This is a genomic window from Streptomyces sp. NBC_01549 (assembly GCF_026339955.1).
Taxonomy (GTDB): domain Bacteria; phylum Actinomycetota; class Actinomycetes; order Streptomycetales; family Streptomycetaceae; genus Streptomyces.
On sequence record NZ_JAPEPW010000001.1, the window covers coordinates 6,579,630 to 6,594,713 of the forward strand.

The following is a 15,084-nucleotide window of genomic DNA, read 5'->3' on the forward strand; positions in this document are numbered from 1 at the left end:
GGGCCGGTGCTCGGTCGCTCGAGCGCCTACTCCATGAGGAACACCTGTTCCGCCGCGGCCCACCACTCACCGGGGGCCGCCTCCGGTACAGGCATCTGACAGGGGGCGGTGAGCTTCCACCACCGCTGCGTGGCCTCGTCCGCGGCCATCAGGGCCAGGTCCGCCTCGAGATCGTCGCCGTGATACTCGAAGTAGCTGAACAGACGGTCGCCCAGCAGGTGGATCGAGTAGTTGGAGATGTGGCTGCGCCGGATCCGGTCGAGCACCGGCTGGGGCACGTCGCGGTGCAACTCCCGGTATGCGGCGAGCTGTTCCGTGCGCACCGCGATGACCTGTGCCACACGTCTCATCCGCCCACCGCCTTCGCGTCGGCGGCGGAGCCCGCGCGGTCGTGGATCAGGCGGATGACCCGGCCGCTCATGCGGTCGTAGTCGCGGTCGTTGTCGACCTCGCCGCGGACGCGGTGGTCCGTCATGACGACGATGCGATCGGCGAGGGTGACCATCTCCGCGAGGTCGCTGCTGATCAGCAGGATGGGCAGGCCGTCGTGGGCCAGATCCCAGATCAGTTCGTGGAAGGCACGCTTGGTGCGGACGTCGACGCCCACCGTCGGTTCGTCGATGACGAGCAGTCGGGTGTCGGCGGCGAGCCACTTGGCGAGGCTGACCTTCTGCTGGTTTCCGCCGGAGAGTTCACCGGCGTTCTGCCCGAGCCCCGAGATACGGATGCCGAGCCGGTCGACCAGGTCCTGGGCGGTGTCACGCTCCTCGCGTGCCGAGACGAACCCGAGCGCCTTGGCCAGTCTCTTCCACACCGTCACCGTGATGTTGCGGACGATGGGCTGCTCCAGGAAGACGCCTTCCTCCTTGCGGTTCTCGGTGACGTATCCGATGCCGAACTCGTGCAGGGCCTGGCGCGGCGAGGCGATCCGGGCCGGCCTGCCGTGCACCCGCACCTCGCCGCCCGTGATGCGGTCCAGGCCTAGCACCGCCTTGACCAGCTCACTCCGCCCGGCGCCGACCAGTCCGTACAGGCCGACGATCTCCCCGGGCCGGACCTCCAGGCTGATGTCACGGTGTCCACCGGCCGTGGAGACCGCGTCCAGTGCGAGCGTCGGCGCGGTGGTCCGGTCGACCGTGCGCGGGCGCATCTCCGTCGCCGCGTGGGCGCGGCCCACCATGAGGCCGACGATGTCGTCGTGGGTGTGGTCGACCAGGGGCGAGGACTCCAGTACCGACTTCCCGTCGCGCAGCACGGTGACGGTGTCACAGACGGCGAAGATCTCCTCCAGCTTGTGGCTGACGAAGACGACGCAGGCGCCGCGGGCGGCCAGCCGCCGGATCACCTCGAACAGACGCTCCGTCTCCTGCGGGGAGAGGGAGGCGGTGGGTTCGTCCAGCAGCAGCACCCGGCTCTCGGTGTACAGGGCCTTGGCTATCTCCACCAACTGCTGCTGCGCGACGGACAGTTCACGCACCGGCTGCTGCGGATCGAGGTCCACACCGAGCTCCGCGAGGCACGCCAGGGCCGGTGCGGTCATGGCCTCGCGGTCGACCAGTCCACGGTGCGAGGGAGGGTTCTGCAGGGTGATGTTCTCCGCCACCGAGAAGCCCGGGATCAGGTTGCGTTCCTGGTGGACGACGCCGATGCCGGTACGGGTCGCCTCCAACGGCGAGCGAAGATGGACCGGTTCACCGCACCAGGTGAGGCGGCCGCCGTCGGGGGAGTGCACACCGGTCAGGACCTTGATGAGGGTGGACTTGCCGGCGCCGTTCTCACCGAGAAGCGCGTGCACGGTGCCGGCGGTCAGCCGCAGCCCGACGCCGTCCAGCGCCCGCACACCGGGGAAGACCTTGACCAGGTCGTGGCATTCGAGAAGGACCGTGCTCAACGGGCACCTCCTGAGTGAGCCAGTGGCTGCGCACCGCCGTCCGGCGACGGGGAGGGCGTGATCTTCTCCAGGCGCGTCTGGTGCAGCCGTCCACCGGCGACCGTACTCAGCACGACCAGGCCGATCAGGAGGTTCACCCAGCTCGGATCCAGCGAGAACTGCGCTCGCGCGGCGTCGATCAGCCGTGTCACGAAGGCTGCCAGCACGGTCCCGAATACGGCGATGGAACCGCCGGTGAGTGCCACGCCTCCGATGATGGGTGCGGCGAAGCTCGGCAGCAGCCAGTCGCCGCCGACGCTGCGGTTGACGCCGGGCAGCGAGGCCGTGGACGTCACCGCGGCCACGCCGATCAGCAGCCCGGACAGCGTGTGCGCGGCCACGATCTGCCGGTCGGTGGAGATACCCGAGAGCCGGGCGGCGAGAGGGTTGCCGCCCGCGGCGAGGAGTCGTCGGCCCGCGATCGTGCGGTACATGAAGGCGGCCAGCGCAGCCGCCGCGACGAGCGCGGTGACGAAGACGAGGGGGATGTTCAGCGGCGCCGCCGTGCCGAGGTCGCGCAGCGTGCGGGAGTAGCCGTCGACGGTACGGGTGCCGGTGAGCCGGTACTGCGCTCCCAGGAGGATCGTCATGGTGGCGAGTGTCACGATGAACCCGTTGATCTGTGTGGCCACGATGACGACGCCGGTCACCAGGCCGGTGGCCGTAGCCGTCAGCAGGCCTATGATCACGGCGACCGCGGCGGGCACGCCGTGGTCGGCCATGAGGACGCCCATCAGACAGGCGGTGAAGCCGCCCAGGGCGCCGACGGCGAGATTGAGCTGCCCCACGCACAGCGCCACCATCTGGGCCAGGCCGATGAGGATGGGGGTGGCCAGGTACTGGAGGAAGACGCGCACCGAGGGCCCTTCGAAGAAGGAGCCCGACGAGGCCGCGCCCAGTGCCACGTAACCCGCCACGACCACGCACAACAGCATCGCCGCCGTGGAACGGGAGAACCGGCGCAGTGCCGGTGTGGTCCGGCTCCACTGCTCGCGGATCGTACTCATGTGGAGCGCACCACCTTGCGATAGGACACCACGCTGCGGATCCGGTCGGCCGACAGGGCCAGCAGGAGGACACAGCCGAGGTAGATGTTCAGGCTTTCCAAGCCGACGCCGAGCAGGTCGAGGCCCTTGCGGATCACGCCGACCAGGGCGGTGCCGAGCAGCGTGCCGAGCACGGACACCACGCCGCCGGTGAGCAGGGTGCCGCCGAGGACCGCGCCCAGGAAGGAGGGCAGCATGAAGTCGTCGCCGATGGAGGCGCGGAACGTGCCCGTGCCGGTGGCCGCCATGAATCCGGCGAGCGCGGCGAGCAGCCCGGAGAGCGTGTGCGCGAGAAGGACACGGCGACCGGTGGGAATGCCGGACAGCTCGGCGGCCGCCGGATTCGCACCGGTGAGCAGCAGCTCCCTGCCGATGCGTGTGCAGCCGTACAGGAAACCGAGGCCGAGCATGGCGAGCACGGTGAACTGTGCGATCTGCGGTACGGCAGGCGAGCCGCAGATGGGTCCCACGCAGATGTCGGCGAGCGAGTAGGAGCGCAGTTCGCCGATTCCGGACGGGCGGGTGGTGAAGGCGGCGTCCTCGGTGAGGGCCGAGTACAGCAGGGACACCAGGCCCAGCAGGGCGAAGTCCATCGCCAGCGTGACGACGAAGGAACTCACCCCGGTACGGGCGATGAGCCAGCCGGTGACCGCGCCGATGGCGGCACCGGCGGTCAGGCACAGGAGCAGCCCCGCCTGCATCGGCAGACCGAGCCGGTCGTACCCGAGGCCCGCGAACATGGCCCCGAAGGCCGCCATCCGCCCGACCGCGAGGTTCATGTGCCCCACGGACAGGGCGACCATCTGGGCGAGCGCCACCACGGTCAGCGTGGCGACGTCCCGCAGGAGTGGAAAGAGCACGAGGCGCTCGTCCAGGAATGCCGGCCGCAGCACGCCGAACAGCACACTGAGCGCGATGACCAGCACGAGCAGGCCGAGTCGTTGGTTGACCCAGAACGGCATGCGGTGACTCGCCGCTCTTTCCTCCGGGACGGTGTCGGGTCGGCTGAGGGAAGTAGTCATGCCACCCTCCGGTCGTCGAGCGCGTCCAGGTCCCAGTCGATCCCGATTCCCGGTACGTCGGGGGCCACGGCCATGCCGTCGCGGATGGTCAGCTCGGTCCGGGTCACGGCCCGCAGCTGCGGGATGTACTCGACGTACCTGCCGTTGGGCACCGCGGCGGCGAGGCTGACGTGCAGTTCCATCAAGAAGTGGGGGCAGACCATGACGTTGTGACTCTCCGCCAGGTGCGCGACCTTCAGCCACGGGGTGATGCCACCGATCCGGGCGGCGTCGACCTGTACGACGGAGGCGGCGCCGGCCTCCAGGTAGCTGCGGAACTGCACGAGCGAGTACATGGACTCGCCGACGGCGACGGGAATCCGCGTCGCGCCCGCGAGCCGGGCGTGACCGCTGATGTCGTCCGCGGGCAGGGGCTCCTCCAGCCAGTACGGGTCGTAGGGCTCGAGCGCGACCGCGAGCCGGAGGACGGAGGACGCCGTCTGGGACTGGTTGGCGTCGGTCATGATGTGCAGCGAGGGGCCCACGGCCTCGCGTACGACGCGCAGCCGTTCCGCGTCCTCGGCGGGATGCGGCCGGCCCACCTTGATCTTGACGCCCGCCCACCCAGCCTCCTGGGCCCGCAGGGCGCCCTTCACCAATTCCTCGGCGCTCAGATGGAGCCAGCCGCCCTCGGTGTCGTAGACCGGCACTTCCCGGCGGTGTCCGCCGGCCAGCCGCCACAGCGGCTCGCCCGCCCGCTTGCAGCGCACGTCCCACAGGGCGGTGTCCACGGCGGCGAGGGCGAGTGAGGTGATGGCTCCGGTGGTGGTCGCCCGGGTCAGGGCGAACAACCGCTGCCACAGTGCCTCGACATTGCGGGCGTCCTGTCCGACGAGGGCGGGCAGCAGATGGTCACGCAGCAGGGCCAGTACGGAAGTGCCGCCGGTGCCGATCGTGTAGGAGTAGCCGGTTCCCGTGAGGCCGTCCGCGGTCTCCAGGTCGACCAGGACCGTCTCCTGTTTGACGAAGGACTGCACCGCGTCGGTGCGGTCCTGCTCGACGGCGATGTCGGCCAGCCTGGCGGTCGCGGTCGTGATGATGCTCATGCGGCGATTCCGTTTTCTGTCGTGGGTCTGTCGTCGTGGGAGCCGGTCAGCCGCACGAGAGGATCTTGTCGGCGAACTGCTTCTTCAGCTGCGCGGTCTTCGCCTGTCGGGCCCTGTCGTAGCCGGAGACGTTCGCCTTGTTGACGACGAACGAACCGGAGTCCACCTCCACCCCGGGATCGCGCACGGTGCACTGCTTCGTCTGCAGCAGCGCCAGGGCCCACGTCCCGATCTCGGCCTGACCGACCGGGTTCTGCACCACGGTGGCCGTGACCGTGCCCTGCTTGATGGCGCTCAGGATCTTGGCGTCGTCGTCGATGGCGATGACCTTCGCCTTCGATCCGGACGTCCTGACGACGTCGGCGGCGGCGACGGCCGGGTTGTAGGCGGTGGCGACGATGCCCGTGATCCGGTCGCCCTTGGCCGCCATCAGGTCGGACACCGCCTTCTGCGCGGTCTGCAGGTCCGTGTCGATGTCGGTGATGGTCTGCAGGAGCCGCACCTTGCCGCCCGACTCCCGCACGGCCCGGGTGACGCCCTTGATCCGCAACTGCGTGTTGGCGTCCACGTTGTTGCCGGTCAGATGGACCAGGGTGCCGCGGCCGCCCATGGCCTCGATCGCCGCCTTCGCGGCCTTGTAGGCGGCGAGTTCGACGTCCGTGGAGAGACAGAAGTCGGCCTCGTCCTTGTCACCGGCGGGGCAGGAGCCCAGGGACGCCACGGGGAAGCCCTGCGACTTGAGGTCCGCGAAGGTCGTGTTGATGTCGGTGGGGGAGACGCCGAACACCCCGAAGGCGTTGTAGCCGCGCGCCGCGAGCGTGGACAGCAGGTTGTTCTGCTTCTGCTGGTCCCACTCCGCCGTCTCGTCGAAGGCGACGGATCCAAGGCCGTACGTCTTCTTCGCGGTGGCCCCCGCGGTCTTCCAGGGCTGGAAGTACGGGTGGGCGCCGCCGGGCACGAGGGCGACCTTGGTCCCGGAGCCGTCCACGAGGTCGGCGCCGCTGCCCGCCCGCGCGGCCGGTGCGGCCTGACCGCCGGACGAAGCACCCGAGTTCTTGTAGGTGCAGGCCGTTGTCCCCGCGGCCAGCAACGCTGCTGTGACAACTCCGGGCAGGACGGATCTGATTGGGAAGCGCATGGCCCACCCCTGAAGAATAAAATAGGAAATCGATGCGGAGATCGTGGGGCAGGAACGCTCGCGCGTCAAGGGCTTTCGGCGCGGGCAGGTGGTGCGTGGGCGTTCGTACGCTGCTGAGAAGTGCTCCGGGTCGGCTGCGCGGCGACCCCGGAAGGTCTTGCGTCCCCGCCTCCCAAGAGGTCCTGCCATGCGAAAAATCATATAGGAAATTGCTTGTGCGACCGCACCGGTGGTCAAAGCCGGTGCGGTCACTCCTACGCGATGTTGAGGGCGACGAGTGAGGCAGGGCGTGTGGCCGATGTGGTGACCCGTAGTGCCACGTAGCGGGCGGTGCGGTCGGTGCGCAGGACGCCACGCGCGGACAGCTGGGCCGCGCCACTGTACGTACGGCCGTCCAGGCTGAACTCGGCCTGGGATACCGGGGTGTGACCCCCTCGCCACTGGGTCCGGATCTCGGTGATGTGCTGTTCGGCACCCAGGTCGACGACCATACGACCTTCGGGACCGGGCGACCACGCGGTGCCCGCGTCGCCGTCGACCGCGGCCCCCGGGTCCGTCATCGCGGGCGGCAACGGTGCGGTCGGGAAGACGGTGCGGGCGAGTGCCAGGTCGGCCAGGGGGTACGCCGCGGCGCGCGGCACGGTGACGGTGGTCGTGCGGCCCGCACGGACCGTGACGTCGAGACTCCTGCCCTGTGCCGAGACGGTGACGCGGCAGGAGGGTCCGGTGAGCCGTACGGTGCGGCCGTCGCGCACCTCGGCGCGCAGCCCGACAGGAATACGGCCGCCGGAGAGGACGATGCGCGCAGGCGCCAAGGTGGCAGAGGCCGCGGGCAGTTCGGCGAGGAGTGCCGTGCCCGAATCGGTGACGGTCTGAACGCCTTGGTAAAGGCGGATTCCCTCGGCGGACGAGCCCGGGATCGTCACGGTGGTGGTCACGGAGTCCGAGGAGAGGTTGAACAGGCTCAGGTAGTGGTCGGTGAGGGCTGCCTTCACCTGTGCGGACTGCGTCGACGGCGTTGTGTGGGCGGCCGCGGCGCGCAGTTCCTCGGCCGTTGCGCCGGGGAGTGCCTCGACCAGCACGCTCTCGGCCGGCCCGTCGGAGAGGACGACCGTGTCGCCGTACACCGAGAGCGGGTTGGCGGCGCCTCGTACGAGGAGCCCCGCGCGGCCGTCGATGTCCAGCCATCCGCCGCGGCAGGTGAGGTCCGGTCGCGGCCAGGCGGCCAGCTCGGTCCACTGCTGCCCGTCGACCGATCCCTCCACCCGGTACGCACGGCCCGCCGCGGACTCCCAGCGCAGCGTCACCCGGTCCACGTCCCGGGACGAGCCGAGGTCGACCGCGATCCAGCTGTCCGCCCGTGGGCGGTCCGCGCGCGACACCGCCCAGCGGCTGGCGGCGATACCGTCGACGGCGAGCGCGGGCTCCTTGCCCGCGTCGAAGGAAGAGGCGGAGGCTGTGGCGCCGACCTCGCGCGCGAGGTCCGGGCCCGAGGCTCCGTCACGTATCTCGAACGCGTACAGCGAGTAGCCGTACGACGGGTCGGGACGCGCCCCGAGCATGCGCAGATGGCGGAACCGGCCGCGCGGAAAGGTGAGTTCGTCCACGCGCGGGCCGGACGTGGTGGTACCGCTCCCGGCCCCGACCGTGGTGCTCCCCTCGGCCGCCTGATAGGTGCGGCTCCCGTCCAGCCCCGGCATCCCGGGCATCGCCAGGTTGCGCACCTCCAAGTGGCCCTCGCCGTACGCCGTCCCGGAGGTCGCGTACACGACGGCGCCGGTCGGCAACGTGGTGAACCCCGCATAGCCGTGGTCCAGCGTGAGCAGGCTCGCGCTGCCGTCGAACCCGTCACGCAGCCGCGAGTACGTGGCGACCGAACGGCCGGTGACCTTGGCGCCGGTGCTCGGCAGGAACATCGGTGTCGTACCGCTGAGTGCGAACAGCCAGTCGTCATGGGCCGGTTGCCAGGCGAACTTCACGAAGCCGGACTTGCTGACCACACCGGACCACGCGCCCGGCGACTGATGGGAGACGAGACCGGGACCCGAGCCGTAGTCGGCGACGCCGCTCGCCAGCTCGAAGAGTTCGCGCCGCGACAGCGGTCGCACGGGAGCTCGCCCCGACCGCCCCCGCCACTCGTGCAGGAGGTAGCTGATGGCCAGTTCGGCCCGGGCCTCCGGCTCGTACTTGGGCTCACCCGAGAACTTCGCGAGGCGATACTGCGGCGGGTACGCCTGGTACGCCTCCAGGCGCTCGGCCAGCTCGGCGGCCTGCATCGCGCAGGCGGCCTCGATGTAGCCGACGAAGCCGTGCCAGGGGTCGGGGTCGTCCAGGGCGACGGCGACCGCGTCGGCGTGCTGACCACGACCTTCCCCACCGCCAAGGCGCTGGAGGCGCGCCGCAACGAGGCGTACGAGGGCATGGTGCGGCTCATCGGTCGCGCCAAGGAGACCGGCCGGTTGCGTGAGGACTTCGACCCCTCGGACCTGGTGCTGCTCCACATGGCGAACGCCGGCGTCGTCAACGCGACCGGAGACGCCGCGCCCGACGCCTGGCGCCGCGTCGTGGCCCTGTTCGTCCAGTCCTTCGAGGCCCCCGTCCGGGGCCCGCTGCCCGCCTCGCCCGAGCACGAGGCCCTCTACAAGGCCATGCTCCGCGCCGCCCCGGCAGGCCCCGCGGCCGCCGCCCCGAACAGCAAGAGCTGACCTTGGGGATGGGGCCTGGGTTCGGCCCCCACTGATGGTGGCGCAGAATGTCTCGGCCACTGCCGTCGGGAACGCGGCGTTGGGGACCATCCTGTCGTCCCGACGGTCAACCCGGCCTTGTTGCATCGGATTTCGTTGGCCTCAAGTGGACTCGCTGTTGGTGCGAGCAGCGAAGATGTCGCAGGCGTCGAAGGCACCGGGGTGCGTTCCTGTACGCCCGGTGCCGGGGCGGTCCGGTCTGGCCGAGGAGGCCACCGCCGGTGGCGTCGATGAACGCTCCTGTGATCCAGCGGGCCTGGTCAGTGGAGAGGAAGGTGACGACGTCGGCGACGTCCTCCGGCTCACCGACGCGCTTGAACGCCGACAGCTGCGACATCCGTTCGCGAGCCTCGGGGATCTTGAAGATCGCGTTTCCGTTGTCCGTGATCCCGGTGGCGACCCGGGTCAGGCCGGACGAGATGTTGATGGTGCGCCCTCCGCCGGGGATCAGTCCGAGGGCCCGCTGGGTGATGAGGAAGGGACGCCGAGTTCGGCGGCGATGGTGAAGGCCCGGCCGCCGTTCCTGCCGATGAGCGCGGCGGTCTCCTGTGCGGCCTGTTCGTTGTGCGCGTCGTGCACGGTGACCAGAGCTCCCTCGCGTGCCAGGCCGACGGCCGTGCCCCGGCCGAGCCGTGGCATGCCCGACGGCGGAGGCACCCGCCGTCAGGCGGTGCTCCGCCGTGTGGACCGTCAACTGGTTGCCGGGGCGAGGATCTGGCGTGCGGCGCGGTGGGTGATCTTCCACCGCCCGTTGTCGAGTCGCTAGTGATCGGAGAGTTCGAAGATGGCCGCCGTATCCGAGCAGGGTGATGGTTCCCTGGGCGGTGGTGTCGCTGATGGTGGGGAAGTGCTGGGCGGCCACGGCGTGGCGGATGGTCACCTGGGGGCCGGGGCGGGCGTTGAGCTCCTTCAGGATCTCGGCATGGCCCCGCAGCTCGCGTCCGTGCACCTCGTACAGCGCGTCGGCGGCGAAGAATTCGAGTACGGCGGCGTGCCCGCGGCGGTCGTAATGATGGTAGAGGGCCGTGTTGAGCCTGGTCGTGTGTCACGAACGCTGAAGGAGGCGTCGATGTAGGAGCTTCTGGAAGCGGTGCTGTGCAGGAGATGGAGGTAGGTCCTCCGGGGTCGCCCTGCAGGGGGAGGCTTCAAACCACCGCAGGCTGCGTCGGTTAAGTGCCGTTCGTGGTGAGCGCTGCGGGAAAAGGCGCGACCTGATCGCGTCAGGTGTGGGTCAGGAAGGCGAGCGGGAGCGAACCGCTGATGACGTGTCGTAACAAATTCCAGTGGCGTCGAAACCAGGGCGAGACCAGGGCTCTGGGACAAGTCCGGGGGGAGCCTGCTGACTGCCCGGATGGCGTCCGGCATGTAGGCGGCGCGAGCCTGACCTGGGCTCTTGCATGGAACGTGAGAACCTGTCGCCCCGATACTGCTGCCGGCCCGTGGGGCCGGCGCCGAGAGGGAGATCCCCAAGCGGCCAACACCGCAAGGGGCGGAGTACTGACGCGGGGCACGGGGGCAGACCGTCTCGTAGTAGTGACGAAGCCCGGTAATGCGGGTGGAGCGAAGGGGACGGATCATCCAGGTCTGCTTGGCGGTCAACCGGAGTTCCCGGGAGGAGCCGGATGAGTGGGCTGAAGTCGTTCGAGATTTCGAAGCATGTGGTCTGGGAGGCGTATCTCAGGGTCAAGGCGAACGGGGGAGCGGCCGGGGTTGATGGCGAGTCGATCGAGCGGTTTGAGGCTGACCTGCGGGGCAACCTCTACAAACTGTGGAATCGCCTGTCGTCGGGCAGCTACTTCCCGCCGCCGGTGCGGATGGTGGAGATCCCCAAGTCTGGGGGATCGGGCAAGGTCAGGGTTCTCGGGGTGCCGACGGACACGGCATAGCGCCGTAGCGTCCAGGCAGTCTTTGGGTTCTTTGACGGTGACCCACCCGTTCCACGCGCTGGCGGGCCAGCAGTTGGACATTCTGTTCGTCAAGCGGCGCAGTGGCGCGCTGGTCTTCGTCTGCGCGTACGGCGTAAGCCGGAGTGTGACGTTGCCGCAGGAGTGGACGGATCGCGGCGGGGAGCCGGGCGGGGACCGGCTCGCGGTCGAGGGGCTGAGTGCTCTTCGTGCGCTGGTGGATGCCCTGGTGAGCCGTGGTGCTGGCGCGAGCGGAGGCGGATCCTGATGCGACGAGAGTTGTGTCGCGCATCAGCCCCGGGGCGGGCGGAAGCGAGGGGCCGTGCCGTCATCACCGCAGTGCCGCGTGGAGATGGTGATGGTGCTGGCCAACATGGTCGAGTCCGCGTTGGGAGGCAGCCGTGATCGTGAACGGGACCTCGAAGATCACAGCGTCCCACCGCTTGAGGACAGCGGCGGTCTATCTGCGGCAGAGCACGTTGATCCAGGTCCGCGACAACACCGAGTCCACGTTGCGGCAGTACGCGCTGGGCGACGAGGCGGTCCGGCTGGGCTGGGACCGCGAGGATGTGCTGGTCATCGACGCGGACCTGGGCCTGTCGGGGAAGTTCGGGCAGGTCCGGGAGGGTTTTCGCGATCTGGTCGCCAAGGTCTGTCTGGGCGAGGTCGGAGCGATCTTCGGCCTGGAGGTCTCGCGTCTCGCGCGGTCCTCGGCCGACTTCGCCCGGCTGCTGGAACTCGCGCGGCTGACGGACGTACTGCTGATCGACGACGACGGGGTCTACGACCTGACCAACTTCAACGACCGACTCCTGCTCGGCCTCAAAGGATCGATGAGCGAGGCCGAGCTGCACATCCTGTCGAGCCGGCTGCAGGGCGCGAAGCGGGCCGCCGCCGAGCGCGGCGACCTGCGGTCCCCGCTGCCGGTGGGCTACGTCTACGACGACGAGGGCAACTGCGTGATCGACCCGGATATGGAGGTGCAGGCCGCGATCCGCGACGTCTTCGCCGCGTTCGCGGCCGGCGGCTCGGCCTACCAGGTCGTCGCAGCATTCGTCGACCGACGCTTCCCGCTCCGCGCCTACGGCGGCGCGTGGGCAGGCCAGTTACGGTGGGGCAAGCTCACCCACGCCCGGGCACTGGGGGTACTGAGCAACCCTTGTTACGCGGGCACGTATGTCTATGGCCGCAACACCACCCGGCGCCGGGTCCAGCCGGACGGCAGCGTGCGCACCAGCCTGACGCGGGTACCCCGCGAGCAGTGGCCGGTGGTCCTGCATGACCACCACGAGGGCTACTGGACCTGGGCGGACTACGTGGCGGCCGAGGCGAAGCTCAAGGCCAACTGCACCCGCGACGGCGCCAGGCCGGCGCGTGAGGGACTGGCCCTGTGTCAGGGGATCATGTTCTGCGGATCGTGCGGACGCCCGATGACCACCCGCTACCACTCGAGCGGCCGGGCTGCCTACGAATGCTCGCTGTCCCGGGCCGACCACGAGGCCACCGCGACCTGCCGCTCGATCCGCGCCGACATCGTGGACGACGCCGTGGTGGCGGCACTGCTGGAAACCCTCAGCCCTGAGCACATCGAGCTGGCCCTGGCCGCCGCCGACGAGGTCGCCGGCCGGCACACCCGCTCGCACCGCGCCGCCGAGCTGGCGGTGGAGCGAGCCCAGTACGACGCGGACCGCGCCGAGCGGACGTTCACCGCCGTCGATCCGGAGAACCGCATGGTCGCCCGCACCCTGGAAGCCCGCTGGGAAGCCAGACTCGCCGCACTCGACCAGGCCCAGGCGGCCCTGAACAGCGCCCGCGAAGCCAAGCCGGCCCTGCCGGACCGCTCCGCACTGCAGGCCCTGGCCGCTGACCTGCCCGGACTGTGGCACGCCCCCGACACCAGGGACCGCGACCGCAAACGCCTGCTGCGGACACTGATCTCGGATGTGACCCTGCTGCCCGAGACCGACCGGGCCCGCGCCCGGGTCGGGGTGCGCTGGCACACCGGCGCCACCGACGAACTCGCCCTGACCCGCCCCCGGCTCTCGGCCGACATCCGGCGGACCCCGGCGGCGGCGCGGGAGTTGATCGCGACCCTGCGTCCGGACCACAGCGACGAGCAGGTCGTCGCCGCGCTCGCCGCCGCCCAGCTGACCACCGGGACCGGGCGCCCCTATGACGTGGCGGCCGTCAAGTGGGTCAGCTACACCTACAAGATCCCGGCACCGGTCCCGTTCCGGGACGGGGAGATCTGCGTGAATCAGGCAGCCCAGATCCTGGGCATCACTGCGGACGCCGTCTACTACTGGCTCACCCACGGGCGCCTGGACGCCCGCAAGGATTCCGGCGGCCGCTGGTGTATCCCGTGGAATGACCAGGTCGAAGCCAACTGCCGCCGCCAGATCGACACCTCCGGCCACCTCACCCCCCGCCCCACGACACCGCCGCAGACCTTGCCCGGCGAGGTCAGCGTCCAGCAGGGCGCCGCCCACCTGGGCGTGGTCGAGCACGCCCTCTACTACTGGATCCGCTGCGGACGGCTGACCGCGCGCAAGGACGTCGGGGGCCGCTGGTGCATCCCTTGGGACGACCAGGTCGAAGCCGACTGCCGGGACTGGATCACCCACCCCGAGCAGTTCATGCCCACCGGGCGCCGCCCACTGCCCGCCGAGGCCGCCCGAGCCGACGAGATCAGCATTCCCGAAGCAGCAGCCCGCCTCGGAGTCCTCGACGCGGCCGTGCGCTACCAAGTACGTATCGGACGCCTGCCCGCACATCGCACTCCCAGCGGCCGCATCGCCATCCCCTGGAACGACCAGGTCGAGGCCGCGTTGCGGGCCGACCTGGACCGGCCCAAACACTCCGGCCCCACCGGCCCCGGCAGTCACCCACTGCCCGACACCACCACCGCACGCGGCGAACTGAGCGTCCAGCAGGTCGCCGACCGGCTCGGCGTCCGCGCCGGCGCGGTCTACTACTGGATCGCCCGCCACCGCCTGGACGCCCACCGCGCCGCCGACGGCCGCCTGAGCATCCCCTGGACCAGCGACAACGAGGCCGCCGGTCTCCAACTCGCCGCCCAGACCATGAAATCCGACCTCACAACCCGAACACCCACAGCAGGAGGGGCAGTATGAAGCCACCATGCCGACGGTCGCGGACAGAATCGCGCAGACTGCGGCGGCCATGGTCCTGGAGCCGGAGGTGGAACCGATGTTCCACCCCGATTCTTATGGATACCGGCCGCGCAGAAGCGCGCTGGACGCGGTCGCGGCCTGTCGGGAGCGGTGCTGGAGGACGAACTGGACGGTCGATATCGACATCCAGGGGTTCTTCGACAACCTCGACCACGACCTGGTCCTCAAGGCGGTGGCCCACCACACCGACCAGCGGTGGATTCTGCTGTATGTGGAGCGCTGGCTGAAGGCTCCGCTGCGGCACAAGAGTGGCGAACTGGTCGCGCGGGATCGTGGGAGTCCCCAGGGCTCGGCGATCTCGCCCCTGTTGGCGAACCTGTTCATGCACTACGCGTTCGACACCTGGATGGATCGGGTCTTCCCGGGTGTCCGGTTCGAGCGCTACTGCGACGACATGGTGGTTCACTGCCGCACCGAGGCCGAGGCGCACCAGGTGCGTCAGGCGATCGGCCAGCGGCTGGCCGAGTGCGGGGGCTTGCGGCTGCATCCCGACAAGACCCGCATCGTGTACTGCAAGGATGGCAAGAGGCGTGGTTCGTACGAGCACGTCTCGTTCACCTTCCTCGGGTACACGTTCCGCTCGCGGAAAGTCCGGTCGAGGACGGGGAGTTACTTCTTCGGCTTCAACCCGGCGATCAGCGACGAGGCGGCCAAGCGCATCCGGGCACAGATCCGCCGATGGCGGCTGCACTTGCGCAGTGGGTCGTCCCTGGCAGACCTTGCACGGGAGATCAATCCCGTCGTGCGGGGATGGATCAGCTACTACGGGCGGTTCTATCCGTCCGCGTTGGTCCCGAGCCTGAAGGGCATCGATCAGTATCTGATGCGATGGGCCGTGCAGAAGTACAAGCGGCTCCGGCGTCGCCGGAGCCGGGCATGGCAGGGCTTGGAGAAGACCGCCAAGCTCTACCCGGGGCTCTTCGCCCACTGGAAACTCCTCCGGCCTCGAACGACCGGGTGATGGGAGCCGTGTGAATCGAGAGGTTCACGCACGGTTCTGAGAGAGCCGGGAGGTGAGATC

Annotated in this window: 14 protein-coding genes and 1 pseudogene; 6 read left to right on the forward strand and 9 right to left on the reverse strand. The window is 69.7% G+C overall.

Annotation, left to right across the window (positions count from 1 at the left end; translation table 11 throughout):
- Positions 1–26: 26 nt before the first annotated feature.
- The 7 genes and pseudogenes from OG819_RS29430 to OG819_RS29460 form a co-directional block, all read right to left on the reverse strand.
- On the reverse strand, positions 27–350 hold the full coding sequence (locus tag OG819_RS29430) for an L-rhamnose mutarotase (protein ID WP_266622702.1): 324 nt from the start codon (positions 348–350) through the stop codon (positions 27–29).
- Positions 347–1,891, reverse strand: coding sequence for a sugar ABC transporter ATP-binding protein (locus tag OG819_RS29435; RefSeq protein ID WP_266622700.1), 1,545 nt, complete (start codon positions 1,889–1,891; stop codon positions 347–349). The genes OG819_RS29430 and OG819_RS29435 overlap by 4 nt, the downstream gene beginning before the upstream one ends.
- Positions 1,888–2,937: an ABC transporter permease gene (locus OG819_RS29440; RefSeq protein WP_266651577.1), complete on the reverse strand. Its 1,050-nt coding sequence runs from the start codon at positions 2,935–2,937 to the stop codon at positions 1,888–1,890. The genes OG819_RS29435 and OG819_RS29440 overlap by 4 nt, the downstream gene beginning before the upstream one ends.
- Positions 2,934–3,998 (reverse strand): ABC transporter permease, encoded by a 1,065-nt coding sequence (locus OG819_RS29445; protein WP_266622698.1) that lies wholly within the window; start codon positions 3,996–3,998, stop codon positions 2,934–2,936. The genes OG819_RS29440 and OG819_RS29445 overlap by 4 nt, the downstream gene beginning before the upstream one ends.
- Positions 3,995–5,083, reverse strand: a complete 1,089-nt coding sequence (locus OG819_RS29450) for a mandelate racemase/muconate lactonizing enzyme family protein (protein WP_266622696.1) — start codon at positions 5,081–5,083, stop codon at positions 3,995–3,997. Before OG819_RS29450 ends, OG819_RS29445 begins: the two co-directional genes overlap by 4 nt.
- A gap of 46 nt (positions 5,084–5,129) precedes the next feature.
- Entirely contained in the window at positions 5,130–6,221 is a 1,092-nt protein-coding gene (locus OG819_RS29455) for a substrate-binding domain-containing protein (RefSeq protein WP_266651578.1), read from the reverse strand.
- Between the two features lie 254 nt (positions 6,222–6,475).
- Positions 6,476–8,485, reverse strand: a pseudogene (locus OG819_RS29460) (discoidin domain-containing protein); the annotation flags it as partial.
- 45 nt (positions 8,486–8,530) lie between these two features.
- Between OG819_RS29460 and OG819_RS29465 the strand changes: the two are divergent.
- Positions 8,531–8,926: a hypothetical protein gene (locus tag OG819_RS29465; RefSeq protein ID WP_266622693.1), complete on the forward strand. Its 396-nt coding sequence runs from the start codon at positions 8,531–8,533 to the stop codon at positions 8,924–8,926.
- A gap of 106 nt (positions 8,927–9,032) precedes the next feature.
- Here the strand turns inward: OG819_RS29465 and OG819_RS58645 are convergent, their stop codons facing one another.
- The gene (locus tag OG819_RS58645; RefSeq protein WP_323139369.1) at positions 9,033–9,302 is read right to left on the reverse strand and encodes a hypothetical protein; all 270 of its coding nucleotides are present in this window, start codon (positions 9,300–9,302) and stop codon (positions 9,033–9,035) included.
- Positions 9,303–9,412: 110 nt separating this feature from the next.
- The gene (locus OG819_RS58650; protein WP_323138266.1) at positions 9,413–9,604 is read right to left on the reverse strand and encodes a hypothetical protein; all 192 of its coding nucleotides are present in this window, start codon (positions 9,602–9,604) and stop codon (positions 9,413–9,415) included.
- 145 nt (positions 9,605–9,749) lie between these two features.
- Here OG819_RS58650 and OG819_RS29475 point away from each other — a divergent pair, with 145 nt between their 5' ends.
- From OG819_RS29475 to ltrA, 5 genes are all read left to right on the forward strand, one after another.
- A complete protein-coding gene (locus OG819_RS29475) occupies positions 9,750–10,040 on the forward strand; it encodes a hypothetical protein (RefSeq protein ID WP_266651579.1) in 291 nt (96 codons plus the stop codon).
- Positions 10,041–10,587: 547 nt separating this feature from the next.
- Positions 10,588–10,851 carry a hypothetical protein gene (locus OG819_RS29480; RefSeq protein ID WP_323139370.1) on the forward strand — a complete coding sequence of 88 codons (264 nt, stop codon included), beginning with the start codon at positions 10,588–10,590 and terminating at the stop codon, positions 10,849–10,851.
- A 37-nt stretch (positions 10,852–10,888) separates the two neighbouring features.
- The gene (locus tag OG819_RS29485) at positions 10,889–11,137 is read left to right on the forward strand and encodes a DUF5372 family protein (protein ID WP_266648312.1); all 249 of its coding nucleotides are present in this window, start codon (positions 10,889–10,891) and stop codon (positions 11,135–11,137) included.
- Between the two features lie 133 nt (positions 11,138–11,270).
- Complete coding sequence (locus tag OG819_RS29490; RefSeq protein ID WP_266648310.1) at positions 11,271–14,003, forward strand: recombinase family protein; 2,733 nt, start codon at positions 11,271–11,273, stop codon at positions 14,001–14,003.
- A 7-nt stretch (positions 14,004–14,010) separates the two neighbouring features.
- The gene (ltrA, locus tag OG819_RS29495) at positions 14,011–15,024 is read left to right on the forward strand and encodes a group II intron reverse transcriptase/maturase (protein WP_266651580.1); all 1,014 of its coding nucleotides are present in this window, start codon (positions 14,011–14,013) and stop codon (positions 15,022–15,024) included.
- The last annotated feature ends 60 nt before the right edge of the window (positions 15,025–15,084 follow it).

What these genes read in the sequence shown, in the direction of transcription:
- OG819_RS29480 (WP_323139370.1), top strand. Translation starts at nt 10,588, where the DNA reads ATGAGTGGGCTGAAGTCGTTCGAGATTTCGAAGCATGTGGTCTGGGAG.
- OG819_RS29440 (WP_266651577.1), bottom strand. Translation starts at nt 2,937, where the DNA reads ATGAGTACGATCCGCGAGCAGTGGAGCCGGACCACACCGGCACTGCGC.
- OG819_RS29445 (WP_266622698.1), bottom strand. Translation starts at nt 3,998, where the DNA reads ATGACTACTTCCCTCAGCCGACCCGACACCGTCCCGGAGGAAAGAGCG.
- OG819_RS29475 (WP_266651579.1), top strand. Translation starts at nt 9,750, where the DNA reads ATGGCCGCCGTATCCGAGCAGGGTGATGGTTCCCTGGGCGGTGGTGTC.
- OG819_RS58650 (WP_323138266.1), bottom strand. Translation starts at nt 9,604, where the DNA reads ATGCCACGGCTCGGCCGGGGCACGGCCGTCGGCCTGGCACGCGAGGGA.
- OG819_RS29450 (WP_266622696.1), bottom strand. Translation starts at nt 5,083, where the DNA reads ATGAGCATCATCACGACCGCGACCGCCAGGCTGGCCGACATCGCCGTC.
- OG819_RS29430 (WP_266622702.1), bottom strand. Translation starts at nt 350, where the DNA reads ATGAGACGTGTGGCACAGGTCATCGCGGTGCGCACGGAACAGCTCGCC.
- ltrA (WP_266651580.1), top strand. Translation starts at nt 14,011, where the DNA reads ATGCCGACGGTCGCGGACAGAATCGCGCAGACTGCGGCGGCCATGGTC.
- OG819_RS58645 (WP_323139369.1), bottom strand. Translation starts at nt 9,302, where the DNA reads ATGTCGCAGCTGTCGGCGTTCAAGCGCGTCGGTGAGCCGGAGGACGTC.
- OG819_RS29455 (WP_266651578.1), bottom strand. Translation starts at nt 6,221, where the DNA reads ATGCGCTTCCCAATCAGATCCGTCCTGCCCGGAGTTGTCACAGCAGCG.